The sequence below is a fragment of the Ferrimonas balearica DSM 9799 genome (assembly GCF_000148645.1).
GTDB lineage: Bacteria > Pseudomonadota > Gammaproteobacteria > Enterobacterales > Shewanellaceae > Ferrimonas > Ferrimonas balearica.
This window is the reverse complement of record NC_014541.1, coordinates 1,825,343-1,840,088: the sequence shown is the minus strand read 5'-3', so window position 1 is coordinate 1,840,088 and position 14,746 is coordinate 1,825,343. Positions and strand designations below refer to the sequence as shown.

At 61.8% G+C, this 14,746-nt stretch carries 8 protein-coding genes; 4 read left to right on the top strand and 4 right to left on the bottom strand.

From position 1 onward, the window contains the following. Window positions 1-4 precede the first annotated feature (4 nt). The 3 genes from FBAL_RS08345 to FBAL_RS20255 form a co-directional block, all read right to left on the bottom strand. Complete coding sequence (locus FBAL_RS08345) at window positions 5-1,258, bottom strand: efflux RND transporter periplasmic adaptor subunit (RefSeq protein ID WP_013345159.1); 1,254 nt, start codon at window positions 1,256-1,258, stop codon at window positions 5-7. Next, on the bottom strand, window positions 1,255-2,592 hold the full coding sequence (locus FBAL_RS08340; RefSeq protein ID WP_013345158.1) for a TolC family protein: 1,338 nt from the start codon (window positions 2,590-2,592) through the stop codon (window positions 1,255-1,257). The genes FBAL_RS08345 and FBAL_RS08340 overlap by 4 nt, the downstream gene beginning before the upstream one ends. A gap of 67 nt (window positions 2,593-2,659) precedes the next feature. Next, window positions 2,660-3,031 carry a hypothetical protein gene (locus tag FBAL_RS20255; RefSeq protein ID WP_013345157.1) on the bottom strand — a complete coding sequence of 124 codons (372 nt, stop codon included), beginning with the start codon at window positions 3,029-3,031 and terminating at the stop codon, window positions 2,660-2,662. A 214-nt stretch (window positions 3,032-3,245) separates the two neighbouring features. Here FBAL_RS20255 and FBAL_RS08335 point away from each other — a divergent pair, with 214 nt between their 5' ends. The 3 genes from FBAL_RS08335 (at window position 3,246) to FBAL_RS08325 (ending at window position 9,114) form a co-directional block, all read left to right on the top strand. Next, window positions 3,246-3,701 carry a DUF805 domain-containing protein gene (locus tag FBAL_RS08335; protein ID WP_013345156.1) on the top strand — a complete coding sequence of 152 codons (456 nt, stop codon included), beginning with the start codon at window positions 3,246-3,248 and terminating at the stop codon, window positions 3,699-3,701. A gap of 182 nt (window positions 3,702-3,883) precedes the next feature. Continuing rightward, window positions 3,884-4,888: an OmpA family protein gene (locus tag FBAL_RS08330; RefSeq protein ID WP_049779408.1), complete on the top strand. Its 1,005-nt coding sequence runs from the start codon at window positions 3,884-3,886 to the stop codon at window positions 4,886-4,888. Continuing rightward, a complete protein-coding gene (locus FBAL_RS08325; protein ID WP_013345154.1) occupies window positions 4,885-9,114 on the top strand; it encodes an Ig-like domain-containing protein in 4,230 nt (1,409 codons plus the stop codon). Before FBAL_RS08330 ends, FBAL_RS08325 begins: the two co-directional genes overlap by 4 nt. A 55-nt stretch (window positions 9,115-9,169) precedes the next feature. Here the strand turns inward: FBAL_RS08325 and FBAL_RS08320 are convergent, their stop codons facing one another. After that, the gene (locus FBAL_RS08320; RefSeq protein ID WP_013345153.1) at window positions 9,170-12,571 is read right to left on the bottom strand and encodes a hybrid sensor histidine kinase/response regulator; all 3,402 of its coding nucleotides are present in this window, start codon (window positions 12,569-12,571) and stop codon (window positions 9,170-9,172) included. A gap of 168 nt (window positions 12,572-12,739) precedes the next feature. Here FBAL_RS08320 and acs point away from each other — a divergent pair, with 168 nt between their 5' ends. Further along, window positions 12,740-14,698 (top strand): acetate--CoA ligase, encoded by a 1,959-nt coding sequence (gene acs / locus FBAL_RS08315; RefSeq protein WP_013345152.1) that lies wholly within the window; start codon window positions 12,740-12,742, stop codon window positions 14,696-14,698. Window positions 14,699-14,746 lie beyond the last annotated feature (48 nt).

Here is a 14,746-nt window from a genome sequence, read left to right as displayed (position 1 = left end):
GCTCCTAGTGGTTGTGGCTGGCAGCGTCTTTCATCACATCCGCAAGCAGCAGGTAGCTGTTGCGGGTGACGTACTCGGTGCCGGGCCGGATCCCGCCGAGCACCTCGACATAACGGCCATCGTTACCGCCCAACTCCAGCATCCGTACCTCAAACGTATTGCCGAAACGACCAAACACCACGTCCATGTCGCGGAAGCGCTGCAGTGCCTCCACACTCACCGCCATCGGTACTTGTCGCTGTTCGGTCAACACTTCGGCCTGAACGTGCATGCCCGGCCGCCACTGGCCATCGGCATTATCGATCACCGCTCTGGCGCGGGCGATGTGCCCGCCGGTCATGGTCGGGGCGATGTAGCTGAGGGTGGTTTGCACCCCATCGTGTCCCGCTTCGGCATCGTGCATGGTAAGAACGCTGAGGGGCATGCCCACCCGCAACTTCTCCAGCACATTGGGGAACGCCGAGAGGTCGACCCACACCTGAGACAGGTCGGCCAGCTCCAGCAGCGCGCCGCCACGGGTGTGGTCCCCCTGATTCAGTTTAAGTGCGGTAATCTCCCCATCGGCCGGCGCCCTAACGGGATACTGCTGCAGCGTGTCGCTGCTGCGCACCGTGGCTACGGTGTCGCCCTTTTTGACCTGCTGGCCGATGCTGACGTGGAGGGCTTCGATGATGCCGTCATAGGGGGCAGAAACCGAATAGACCCGGTCCTGCACCGGCTGCACCACCCCGAACAGAGTCTCGGTAAAGCGCAACTGCCGGGGGGCAACCACTGCAGTCTCCACGCCGGAAAGCGCCAGCAATCGCTCGGAGATGGTGGTACGCCCCTCATGCGACTCGTAGTCCCAGTGGTAACGTTCGCCCGCCACCTCCGCCTCGATGGCGACATCAAAAGAGTGGGGTTCGCTGACCACCTGTTGTGAAACCAGATAGTCACCCTCAGCGACAAAACTGAGCCGTTCGGTCTGGCCGCCAAGTCGGGCCAGCTCCACCGCCACCTGCCACTGATCCGCAGACAACCGCTGACCATCACGGTAGGCATACACCCGCATCTCTGGCGGAATGCCCTGTTCAACAATGGTGATTTCAAGGGCAATGTCGCCCTGCTCCAGCAGTGTCCCGCCGTTGGGGCCCTTGGCGGCCTCTTCAGCATGCTGGTCATCGTGACCATGATTGCCCCCGGCCAACGTCGCCATGGGCATAACAGCAGTGGCAGCCAGCATCAGCAACGCCGCCGCACGGGAAAAAGTAAAAGTCATGATTCGGTCTCCAGCGACGAAGAGGATGGGGCCAAGGCTTGGCCGGTCAGGCGTTCCAGTTCCAACAGTTGCAGCCAGATGGCATGCAGCGCGTCGATGCGCTGTCGTTCCAGATCAAACTGGCGGGATTGCGCCGCCAGCAGCGACTGCACATTTTGCTGTCCGGTTTGATAGGCCTTCTGCACCTGCTGCAGCCACTGTTGAGCCAGGGGCAATAAGGTGTGGTCCAACGCGGTGACCTTATCGGTCTGGGCTTGCAGCGACTGGTATACCGCCATCAGTTGCACCCGCAACTCCCCCCGCAGCAGCTGCTGCTGTTGCGCCAGTTGCTGTTCCGCCATTCGGGCGGCCAACAGGTTGCCCTGGTTGGGATGGCTGAGCTGCAGTGGCACATCCAGTGAGAAAACCAGTCCGGTATCGTTGCTGGCTTCATCACGCTTAACCCCCACACCCAGATTGAGATCCCACTGTCCATTGGCCTCAGCCAGCCGGCTCTGGGCCGCGGCAGCGTAGCCCTGCTCCAGCAACAACAGGTACTGAGGCGCCTGGTTGACCGCATCCAGTACCGCGGCCAGGGCCGGAACCGTTTTCGGCTGTCGCAGCCTGCCTTGTGCCCGTTCAAAACGGGGCTCGGCGGCCCACATCGCCGCGAGGCGGTAGCGTGCCAACTCCGCTTGCCGTTGCAGCTGACGGTGCTGCAGTTGCGACTCCGCCAATTGCAGGGCCATACCGGAAACGTCGGCCTGCTGCACAGCCCCCGCCCGACTGCGGGCCTGGATACGTTGCAGCGCGTCCTGCTCCAACGCCATCCGCCGCTCACTCCAGTCGAGCAGCGTTTGCACATGCAGCAACCGGTAGTAGCGTCGGGTGGCTTCTGCCAATACTTCAACCCGTTGCTGCTCATAGGATTGCTGCATCTCTCGCTGCTGCGCGTCCGCTAACTCGATACGGCGTTGACGCTTGCCACCCAACTCAATCAACTGACTGATCGCCAGCGTGGTTTCAGCGCCACTGAAACCACTGGCTTCGCCACTGCCCAGCACGTTTTCGACGGACAGGCTCAGGTTGGGATTGGGCCGGATCCCCGCCTGCAGCGCCTGCGCTTCTGCAATACGCTGTTGATGGGGAAATAACTGAAGCTGTGGGTGGTGCAGCAGGGTTTGCTCCATCACGGTACTGAGGCTGACGGTGTCCGCCCGAACGGGGGCCCCCCAAACAACGCCAACGGCAGATATCAGCCACAGCGCAATCCCACCACAGCGATTCCCCTGGGGACGCCACAGGCGTTTGAGACTGCCGAACTGCGGCACCCTCGATCGATTTTTCGTAAACATAACGACTCCAAACGCCGGTATGGCGACGGCCATACCGGAAAACAAACACAGGATTACGGAGGTGTGTTCAGGCGTTCGGAGGGGGGATAGGCGGTGCCGCCCGACGATCGGGGCGATTATCGGATACGGTCAGGAAAGGGTTGCCTTCCGGACGGGCCAGATGAAGGCGGTACTCTGTGGGTGGATGGCAAGGCAGATGAGAGTGCGGCGTGTGCTCATGGTCGCCGGTGGCCACATCCATCAATGGGGCCAGCTTGGCCTCCCCACCGCTTTCCGGGTGGCAGTGCACCACATTGGCACCCAATGGGTGCCCAGCTCCCGGGTATTCCACTGCCGCAGTCAGGCAACTGGCAAACAGCTGGGACAACGCCAACACCATCAACAGCGGCAGGCTGATTGCCCGTCGCCATGCCGATGATGTTTTGCGTAAGCGGTGCACCGTGTCGACTCCTGTCTGCGCCAATTGCACTGGTTTCTGGCCGCTATTAAATCGGGTTTTATTCGGCCTTTCAACGGCTTTGTTCACCACAATGAGACATCAGCACACCTTTGGCGCAACGTCTCGCTTACACCGTGCTGGCCTGTCGCTGTATCGGCCCGCGGATTTGGTCTACGCTGGCGCTGTACTCATCGCAATGCAAAGGAGAGCCGCGATGCAACCAAGGATAGGACAAACCTTATGGGGAGAAACCGGCTCCGGCCAGCTGGCCCGCCTGCCCTTTCTGGTGCTCACTATGGGCCTGCTTCTGCTGCTGATGGCGCTGGGCTATGCCATCAGCGAGCGGGTTCGGCATTACGCGCAGCACCACCCCACCGCCCCCGACCAACTGACCGAACTGACCGCCGCCCTGACCGGTCCGGGGGTGATACTGGCACTGCTGGCTTTGCTGTTGATCACCCTGACGGGCCTCAACCTGATGAGCAAACGCTTGCGCCATATGGGGCTGCCAGGCTGGCCAACCACGGTGGCCCTGTGTTTGCTCACCATCGCCATCGGCTATGGATGGTCCCTCCCCGGGGCCAATGGATTTCAGCTTTTGGTCTGGCTGGTTCTGGTTTTGACACCGGGGCAATGGTTCCGACATCAATCCTCTTCATCCGCCAACTAGTAATCATCAACTCAAAGCGTTTGATTTATCGCCATTAATTCCCGCACCATATTTGCGGATTATTTTTTGCGCGACCCTGCGCGACAGGATACGTTTTTCCAATCCGGCAAGGAGATGCCGATTTGCCCTGGCAGCACGGCGCCACTCCCCCGACTTCCCCTATCGACAAAGAGACAATTGCCATGAGCGTCTCCTTCTTAAATATTGGCCGACTCGGTACCTTGCTGTGCCTCTGTTTGCCGTTTACCGTCAGCGCCGAAGCGGGTGATGACACCTATGCGGATCACCTTTATCTGGGTGCCAAAGCCGGCTGGAGCCACTACCACAACGGCTGCGAGTCGGGTGCCAGTGACTGTGATAAGGATGACCTGGGCTGGGGCGCCCAACTGGGTTATCAATTCAGTCCCAACTGGGCGGCTGAACTGGAATACCTGGACTTTGGCCAGGCTGAGGCCACCTACCCCTTTACCTATCCGCACGGCACCTACACCGGAAGCCAGCGGGGCTGGGCATTATCAGCCCGGGCCAGCCTGCCCGTGACCGAACAGGTCGAGCTGTTCGGCAAGCTTGGCGCCCTCTACTGGCAGGGCAAGGTTGAAGGGCCTACCCCCACCCGCAAGGACGAGGGCTGGGCTCCGGTTGCTGAAGTCGGCCTGGGCTACCGTTTTAGCCAACGCTGGCAGCTTAATCTGGCCACCCAATACGGTGATGGCGTTGGCAGCGATGAGTTGGGTGGCAGCAACCTGTGGCTGACCACCATCGGCGTACAGTACCGCTTTGGGGCCGACCGAACGCGCGCCGTTCAGCCCACCCCCACTCCCCCACCTGGCCCTGTGGTGCTGCCTGCCCTGCACCGGGAACTCCACTTCGGTTTTGACAGCAGCGAGCTGACTGACCTCTCCCCCCTGTCCGACATTATCGAGCGATTGCTGCGTTACCCCGATGCTCAGGTGTTTATCCAGGGCTTTGCCGATTCGACCGGCCGCTCCCAATACAACCTTTCACTCTCACATCGTCGCGCCCAGGCGGTGGCCGATTATCTGCAGAGCCAGGGCGTCGAGCCTGACCGAATCCGTATTGAAGACTTTGGCGAGCGCCTGCCGGTGATCGACAACGCCACCGCAGAGCACCGCGCCCAGAATCGGCGGGTACACCTTTACATTCCAGGCATGGAGGTCGACCAATGAACCGCCCCCTGACCCTCACAATCCGCAGCGTAATCCTGCTGCTGGGCCTGATGCTGTCGGCCTGTAATGGCAGCCATTCCGGCTTTCCTTCTGCCGGTTGTGGCCAACCTGATAACCCTTGTGCCCCCCATCTGGTGGCGCTGGAGATCACACCCTTCGATCAGACCTTGGACGTTGGGGTCACTCAACCCTACCGCGCTGTCGCGATCTACAGCGACGACCGCAAAGCCGATGTCACCGCTGAGACGGCCTGGCAAGTCATTGACGGCAACGTCGCCAGCATCGACACCAGTGGTCTTCTGGCGTCACTGGCAGTGGGTGAAACCCGGGTTAGGGGCGAGTTCGATGGCGTCACCAGCGAGGCGTCGTTGGTGGTCGTCAATAAGACACTGCAAAGCCTGCGGCTCACCCCCGTTGAAAGCCTCACTCTGGTTGGACTGACGCAACAATATGAGGCGTTGGCGCTGTATCAGGACGGCAGCGAACACCCCATCACCGATGTCGCACAATGGACGGTTGCAGACAGCGCCGTAGCCAACCTCATCGGTACCGGTCGGGTTAACGCACTGGCCACCGGTGATACTCAGGTGATCGTCAGTTGGAAAGAGGAACAGCAGAGTGCCCGTCTGGTTGTGCTGGACGCGGAGCCGGTCGCACTGGAGGTGACACCCAGCGATGCCTCCATTCCACTGGGAACCAGCATACAGATGCACAGCGCGCTGATATTGGCTGAACAGCAGCGGATCGACGTCACCAATGAGGTGGTCTGGGCCCTGGATGCGCAGTATCTGGAAGCGATGGATGAAGCCAACCATCCCGGCCTGGTAAAAGGCATTGCTGTTGGTCTGGGGATGCTCGAAGCGACGCTGACATTACCCAAACAGTCTTTCGGTGTGGTGGCCGGCATCAACGTGACCGATGCCTCCGTCACCGCCCTTCAGTTAACGCCGGTCGATGGAGTCTATCCCGCCGGCACCACCGGAACCTATACCGCGCTGGCCTACTACAGTGATGGCCACACCCGCGACGTGACCCGCGAAGCGATCTGGCGCAGCAGCGAGGCCGACGTGGTTCAGATGGTCAATGCCGGCTCCGAGGCGGGCGACGCCGTCGCATTGCAGCCGGGTAACAGCCAGATCCAGGCCAGTTTTGGCGGCGTAGAGGCGACCACGGGGGTCACCATCACCGATGCGGTATTGACCTCGATTCAGGTCTCCCCCCCGGTGGCCAGCGCGCCCGTTGGTGTCAGTGTCGCCTATCAGGCGCTGGGTGTGTTCAGCGATGGCCACATCCAGGACCTGACCCGGCGGGTCAGTTGGCAGAGCAGCGATGTCAGTGTGGCGGAGTTCTCCGGCAGCGGCGCGCTGGCCAACCGCACGCTGGCGCTCAAGCCCGGCAGTACCACCATCACGGCCCGCGTCGCCGGACTGGAAGGTGAAGCGGTGCAAACGGTCACCGATGCGATGCTAGAGTCGCTGCAGATAAGCCCGGCTCAAATCGAGCTGCCGGTTGGCGTCGAATCCCGGTTGCACGCGATTGCACGTTACACCGATGGCCATGAAGAGACGGTCAGTGAACGCGCGTCCTGGAGTACCGCTCAGCCCGAAAAACTTTGGCTCGTTGCCGCAGGCCCCGACGCGGGCGGCATACAAGGTCAAAGGCCCGGTACCGCCACCGTTGAAGCCGCATTTGGTGGCTTATCCGCCAGTGCCGAGGTCACCCTCTCCGAGGCGGAGCCGGTCGCGCTGACGGTAACCCCGTCCCTGGCCGCCACCCCCATTGGACGTACCCAACCGTTCCAGGCCCTGCTGAGCTATACCGATGGCTCGGTACGGGACGTGACCCAGTTCAGCCAATGGCAAAGCGACCAACCCACCCTTGCTACCGTCGGAAGTCGCGGTGGTGCCGCTGGGCTGGCTCAGGGACACGCCGTGGGCGACGCCACCCTTCAGGCCAGCTATCAGGGCCTGAGCGGCAGCGGTAAGCTGTCCGTCACCGATGCGGTGGCGGAATCCCTCAGTATCACCCCCTACCGGGCCAGCACCCTGATTGGCGGCCAGGTCGGCTATACCGCCAGCGCGCGTTTCAGCGATGGCAGCGACCATGACGTGACCACAGAAGTGAACTGGCAAAGCCAATCCAGTGCCATTGCGGTGATCGATGCCACTGGCCAGGCAACGGGTTTGAGTGCCGGCTCTGCGGACATCCTGGCTTCGCTTCCCGGCACCCTGCTGGAGGCTGATGCCAGCCTGACCGTCCTGAGCCCAACCCTGTCACTGGTGTCGCTGCAGGTGTTTCCCTATCGGGACAGCGTTCTGATCGGCGACAGCCTCGCCTTTGAGGCGGAAGCGATATTCAGTGATGGCAGCAAGCAGCGTGTGACCGAACAGGTTGTCTGGCGTTCCTTATCCACCAACGCCGTCATCAACAGCACTGGCGTGGCGGAAGGTCTCACCGAGGGACAGGCCACCATCCAGGCCGCATTGGGCTATCAGGGGCAGCTGCATCAGGCGCAAGCCAGCCTGTTTGTGCTGGCACCAACCGTATCGATCAGAGAGTTCTCTCTGGCGCCCTTCCGCGCTTCGGTTCTGGTTGACGGCACTCAGCCCTATACCGCGACCTTAACCCTTGAAGATGGCACCCGTCTCGATGTCAGCGATAAGGTCGGCTGGCAATCCGGCGAAGCCGCAACGGCCACCCTGACTCAACAAGGTGTGGCCACCGGCCATCGCGGCGGCGCAACTCAGGTGCAGGCCAGCTTTGGTCTCAATGGCGTGTTGTATCAGGCTCAGGCCGAGTTGTGGGTGACCGAAGAGAGTGTGTCGATTACCGCGCTTCAGGTTCGCCCCGGGCAAACCGATCTGCTGCTGGGCAGCGGCATCAGCCTTCAGGCCTATGCCCTGCTGGACGACGGCAGCGAACAGGAGGTCTCCTCAGACGTCAGCTGGCAGTCGGGGGACCCCGACATTGCCAGTGTGGCGCCGGGTGGCCACGTCATTGCCAATGGGGTTGGTGAAACGGTGATCACGGCAACCCGGGCTTATCAGGGCCGACTGTATCAGGCGCAAGCCTATGTTCGGGTGAAGGCACCGGAGGTGCAGCTGCTGGCACTGGACCTGAGCCCCAGGCAACAAACCATTCTGGTCAACGGCACCGCGGCCTACCGCGCCACGGCATTGATGGATGACGGGCGACGCATCGACGTCAGCGACCAAGTACAGTGGTCCATCGATGACACCACGGTTGCCGCGCAGTTGGCCAGTGACGGTCAGTTCCTGGGCTTGAAGGATGGGGAAACCACCATCCAGGCCCGCTACCAGTACGCCGGGCAAAGCTACCTTGGCGTGGGCCAGCTAAAAGTGCTGGGGCCAATGGTCAGCGTCGTATCGGTAGAGATTGTGCCTTCGCAACTGAAAATGCCGGTTGGCAGCACCCGCCAGCTCTATGCGACGGCCCGGTTTGATGATGGCTCGGTGGTCGATGTGTCCGACACGGCCATCTGGAGCCCGGGCAATGACGCCATTGCAAAGGTGGACAGCACCGGATTTGTGTACGGCGTTAAAACCGGCCGTACCCCCATCAACGGCGCCGTCAATGTGGGCTCCTGGGTGAATGCCTCGATCAATGCCACCATTACCGACCCGAACGATACCGTCAGCACCGTGCGCTATACGCCCGATAACCAAACCATCCTTAAGGACGGCCTGCTGCAGTTGAACGCGACCGCCATCTGGGTGGACGGCACTGAGGTGGATGTGACGGCGGATGCGGTTTGGGAGGCGTTTGATCCCACCATCGCGGTACTGACGGATCTGCCCGGCCAGGTTCGCGGTATCGCTGAGGGCGTGGCCGCCTTCCGCGGCCAATACACCGTTGGCAACCGAACCTACGCTGGCACGCTGGAAGTTACGGTGAAAGGCAGTGCGGTCACCATCACCGGGATCCGGATCGAGCCCGATGCCCCCACAATTCAGGTGGGCGCCATCCAGCCATTAACGGCGACGGCGGAGCTCAGTGACGGCACCGAGGTGGCGATCACCCAATACGCTGCCTGGATCTCCAGCGACAACCGGGTTGCCACGTTCAGCGGTGCCGATGGCGTGGTGTATGGACTCGAGGAGGGAAGCGCCACGCTCTCCGCGCAGCTCAACCTCTCTGGCGTCAGCTATCGGGGGCAGACCACCGTCACTGTGGTGGAACGGACCCGAGCCTTTGAGCCGCAATAGGACAGCAACAAACAAAACGCCCCCGCTTAGGGGGCGTTTTTTCTGCCACTGTCGGTCACTTCACCGACGCGGAGATCATCGCCCTTAGTGCTGCGGGCCGCACCATCTTGGCCATATAGCGATAGCCCCGGCTCTCCACCTCTTCCACCAGCTCTTTGCGGGTATCAGCAGTGATCAGGATACCGGGCAGCTCCGCACCGTACAGCTTGCGAATGCCATCCATCGCTTCCAGACCACTTTGGCCATTATCCAGGTGGTAATCCGCCAGCACGATGTCGGGGGCAAACCCCTTCAACCCCAGTCGAATCCGGGCATCGGCCAGATCCTTGGCGGTCACCACCTTGCACTGCCAGCGCTTCAGCAAACTCTCCAGGCCCGCCAGAATCGCCTCCTCGTTATCAATGCACAGCACCTTCACCCCCTGCAGTGGCGCGGTACGCACCGCACTGACCCGGGTGGCCTGTACCTTGTAGCGGGCCAGCGGTACCGTCACTGAGAACATCGATCCAATCCCCAGGCTGGAGCGCACCTTAAGCGGGGTATTGAGAACCTTGGCGATGCGGTCCGCAATCGCCAGACCCAGGCCCAGACCGGCACGCTCACCCTGCCCCTCGACCTGGCGAAACTCCTTAAAGATCTCCTCGACCTGATCATCGGCGATGCCGCAGCCGGTGTCGTACACCTGGATCTCCACCGCATCACCACGGCGACGACAGCCCAGCAGCAGCGTACCGGAATCGGTGTAGCGCAGAGCGTTGGTGAGGAAATTCTGCACCAATCGACGCAGCAGATTGGGGTCGGTGTCCAGGGTCAAATCCCGCAATCGATGACGGAAGGTCAGCCCTTTGTTGGCCGCCATCGCGGAAAACTCCACAGTCAGGGGTTCCAGCACCGTGGCCAGGTTCACCGCCCGACGCTCCACGGTCATGGTACCGGCGTCCAGCTTGGAGATGTCCAGCAGGTCAGACAGCATCTCCCCCGCCGCTTTCAGGGAGCCGGCGATGTGCACCACGGTTTCATGGTCTTTCGGGTGCATCCGGGTTTCCTGCATCAGGGACGCGGTAAACAGCCGCGCGGCGTTGAGCGGCTGCATCAGGTCATGACCGACCGCCGCCAGGAACCGGGATTTGGACTGGTTGGCCTGCTCCTCGGCCGCTTTGGACTCCATCAACCGGGCGTTAAGCTGGCCCAGCTCGGCGGTACGTTCCGCCACCCGGGCTTCCAGGTTTTCATTGGCCTCTTTCAATGCCGCTTCCTGCGCACGGAAATCGGTGATGTCACTGAAGGTCATCACAAAGCCGCCGTCCGGCATCGGGTTGCCACGGATCCGAATCACCCGGCCATCCGCATGCTGGCGTTCCGAGGTGTGGGCGGAACCGGCCCGCATAAAGGCCACCCGTTTATCGACGTGGGTTTCCACATCACCGGGACCACAGCGGCCCAGCGCCGCGTTGTAACGGATGATCTCCGCCACCGGCATCCCCGCCTTGAGGAAGTCCGCGGGGAAATCGAACAGCACCTCGTAACGTTGGTTCCAGGCCACGAGATTGAGGTCGCCGTCCACCACGCTCATCCCTTCGAAGGCGTGTTCGATGGCGCCGCGCAACTGGTCCTGACTCATCAGGATCTTGGCACTGGCCTCATCCACCAGCGAGAACACCTCATCCAGTGCCAAGTCGCGGCCACGCATGACGCTGTCCATCACCACCGATGCCGACGACGCCCCCAACACCGACGCAATCAGCCGCTCGGTGTGCTCAATCAGGGCTTCGCTGGAGGGTTTGTTCCAACTCTCCCGGGCAATGGCGTCCGGGAAGAACTGGGAGAAGGAGGAGTAGGCCCGGGCCGGGCCGACAAAACGGCTGGCGAGCAGCAGCAAGTCCTGCTGACTGATGGAACCCACCCGACCATGGTTGGCCTTGGGCATCCCCGGAAGCTGAACAAAGGCACCGGACTGGATGCGCTCAGTGACTGAGGGCCGCGACAACCACGAACCCACCACATAACCCGCCGCGTTGGCCATCAGCGCCAGCAGGATATGGTTCATGTCGTCACTCATATTGCCGAGCAACCGCAGTCCGTCCAGCTCCAGACCCAACATCGGGCGCGCCATCACGTAGCACCAGCCACCAAAGCCCAACAGCAGGCCCAGCAACACTCCGTTGCGGTGCCCCTTCTTCCAGTACAGGCCACCCACCAGTGCCGGCGCCAGTTGGGCAAAAGCGCCAAACGCCAGCATCCCGATGCGGGCCAGAGTATCGGTGTTGTCCAGCAGGCGATATGCCAGGAAGCCCGCCACCAGCAGCACCACGATCACCAGGCGCCGGGCATTCAGCAGGCCGATGGAGAACTGGTCAAAGCTCTTGCCGCGGATGCGGCCCGAACGCAGCAACAGCGGCACCAGCCACTCGTTGGAGATCATGATGGCGATGGTCACCACCGCCACGATCACCATGGAACTGGCCGCCGAGATGGTTCCAAGCAGGGCAATCACCGCCAACGCATCCGCGCCGATGGCCAGCGGCAGGTTGATCACGTAGGTGTCCGCGGCAACCGCATCCCCCAGCATCACGCGGCCCGCCAGCGCCAGCGGAATCACAAAGCAGGAGAACAGCACCAGATACAGCGGCAGCACCCAGCGGGCCCGGTCGACGTATTCGGTCTGCTCCACCTCCACCACCATCACATGGAAGATGCGCGGCAAGCAGACAAAGGCGGCCATGGAGATCAGCACCTCCGGCCCAATGTCCGCCAGGTCCAGCACCATCGACGGCGCCACATCCTGGGCCCGGGCCTGGTTCAGAATGTCCATCGGCCCGTCAAACAGGCCAAAGGTCACCACCATCCCCACCAGCACAAAGGCAAACAGCTTCACAAAGGATTCGAACGCCACCGCCAGGATCATCCCCGGATTGTGCTCGGTGGCATCCAGTTTGCGCGTGCCGAACAGAATCGCGAACAGCGCCAAAGTCAGGGCAATCAGCAGCGCCAGGGTATCGTTATCGATAAACCCATCCTCGGCAAACAGCCCCAGCGAAAACACCATCGCCTTAAGCTGCAGAGCCACGTAGGGCATGATGCCGAGGGTGGCGATCAGCGTGACCAGCACCGCCAACAGCTGAGATTTGCCGTAGCGGGCGGCGATAAAGTCCGCCACCGAGGTGATGTTCTGGGCCTTGGCCACCATCACCAGTTTGCGAATAAAGCCAAAACCGAGGGTAAACAGCAGGATTGGGCCGATGTAGATCGGCAGGAACGCCCAGGGCGATGTGCTGGCCTGCCCCACCGTGCCCAGGAAGCTCCAGGAGGAGCAGTACACCGCCAGCGACAAGCCGTAAACCCAGGGCCCCAGTTGCGCCTTGCGTTTGCCGACCCAACGCTCACCGAGCCAGGCGATAAGGAACAGCAGCGTGACGTAACTGAGCGACACGATGATGACGGTGAGGGATGAGAGCATAACGTCCAGTATTGCGGTGGTTTTCCCAACAGTGTGCCAGTAAACCGTTGGTCTCAAAAGCGTTTGGGTAGAGGACGGGCCACAAGGCGACTAGACCATGGTCGTATGGCACCTATTGAGTGTGGCTGGAAGACTTTGAACACGCCCATTTCAGGAGAGGGAAACCCGATGAGTACGCAGTCTCTCTATCCCGTCAGCCCCGAGCTGGCGCAGAGCAGCAAAGTGAATGACGAACTGTACCGCAAGATGTACCAGGAATCCGTGGTGAATCCGGAAGGCTTCTGGCGCGAACACGGCCAGCGCATCAGCTGGTTTAAGGACTACACCAAGATCCGTGACGTCTCCTTCGACGATCACAATCTCTACATCAAGTGGTTTTACGACGGGACCCTCAACGCCTCCTACAACTGCCTTGATCGCCACCTGGAGCAGCGCGGTGACCAAACCGCCATCATCTGGGAGGGCGACGATGCCTCCGAACAACGCACCCTGACCTACGCCGAGCTGCACAGCGAAGTGTGCAAGTTCGCCAATGCCCTGCGCAGCCAGGGGGTTCGCCGCGGCGACGTGGTGACCATCTACATGCCGATGGTGCCGGAAGCGGCTGTGGCGATGCTGGCCTGTGCCCGCATCGGCGCCGTGCACTCCGTTATCTTTGGCGGCTTCTCTCCGGACTCCATCGCCAGCCGCATCAACGACGGCCAGTCAAAGGTGGTGATCACCTCTGACGAAGGCGTGCGTGGCGGTCGTATCGTTCCCCTCAAGGCCAACGTGGACGCCGCGCTGGACCATCCGGACGTCACCACCGTTGAGCGCGTTATCGTACTCAAGCGCACCGGCAACGAAGAGGTGAACTTTGTCGCTGGGCGGGACATCTGGTGGCACGATGTCATGAGCATCGCCTCCGAGTTCTGCGAAGCCCGGGAAATGAACGCGGAAGACCCGCTGTTTATCCTCTACACCTCCGGCTCCACCGGCAAACCCAAGGGTGTTCTGCACACCACCGGTGGCTACATGGTGTACGCCTCCATGACCCACGAGTACGTGTTCGACTACCGCGAAGGCGAAGTGTACTGGTGTACTGCGGATGTGGGTTGGATCACCGGCCACTCTTACATGGTGTATGGCCCGCTGGCCAATGGCGCCACCATCCTGATGCACGAAGGGGTGCCGAACTGGCCCACCGCCGGTCGCCTGGGTGAGATGATCGACCGTCATAAGGTCAATATCCTCTACACCGCGCCGACTCTGATCCGCGCCCTGATGGCGCAGGGAACCGAGCACTTCGACAGCATGGATGGCAGCACCCTGCGCATTATGGGCTCCGTAGGCGAACCCATTAACCCGGAAGCCTGGCGCTGGTACCACGAGGTGATCGGCCGCGGCAAATGTCCCATCGTCGACACCTGGTGGCAAACCGAAACCGGCGGCTGCCTGATCACCCCGCTGCCCGGCGCCACCGACCTGAAACCCGGCAGTGCCACCCGCCCCTTCTTCGGCGTGCAACCGGCACTGGTGGACAACCTCGGCAACCTGATTGAGGGCCCGGGTGAAGGCAACCTGGTGCTGCTGGACTCCTGGCCGGGCCAGATGCGCAGCGTCTACGGCGATCACGAGCGCTTTGTCCTGACCTACTTCAAAACGTTCCGTGGCATGTACTTCACCGGCGACGGCGCCAAACGCGATGAGGACGGGTATTTCTGGATCACCGGCCGGGTCGATGACGTCATCAACGTGTCCGGCCACCGTCTTGGTACCGCTGAGATTGAATCCGCACTGGTGTCGCACCCCCAGGTGGCCGAAGCCGCTGTGGTGGGCTACCCCCACGACATCAAGGGCCAGGGGATCTACGCCTACGTCACCCTCAACCAGGGCGTCGAGGAGAGCGAAGAGCTACGTCAGGCGCTGCGCCAATGGGTACGCAGCGAAATCGGTGCCCTCGCCTCACCGGACCTGGTGCAGTGGGCCCCGGGCCTGCCCAAGACCCGCTCCGGCAAGATCATGCGCCGCTTCCTGCGCAAGATCGCCGCGGACGAGGTGGGCACCCTGGGTGACAACAGCACCCTGGCGGATCCGGCCGTGCTGGACCACCTTATCGACACCCGCCTGAACCGCCAGGCGGACTGAGCGGTAAGTCGCTGACATTTCCCAACCTTAGGCCCACATAACGTGGGC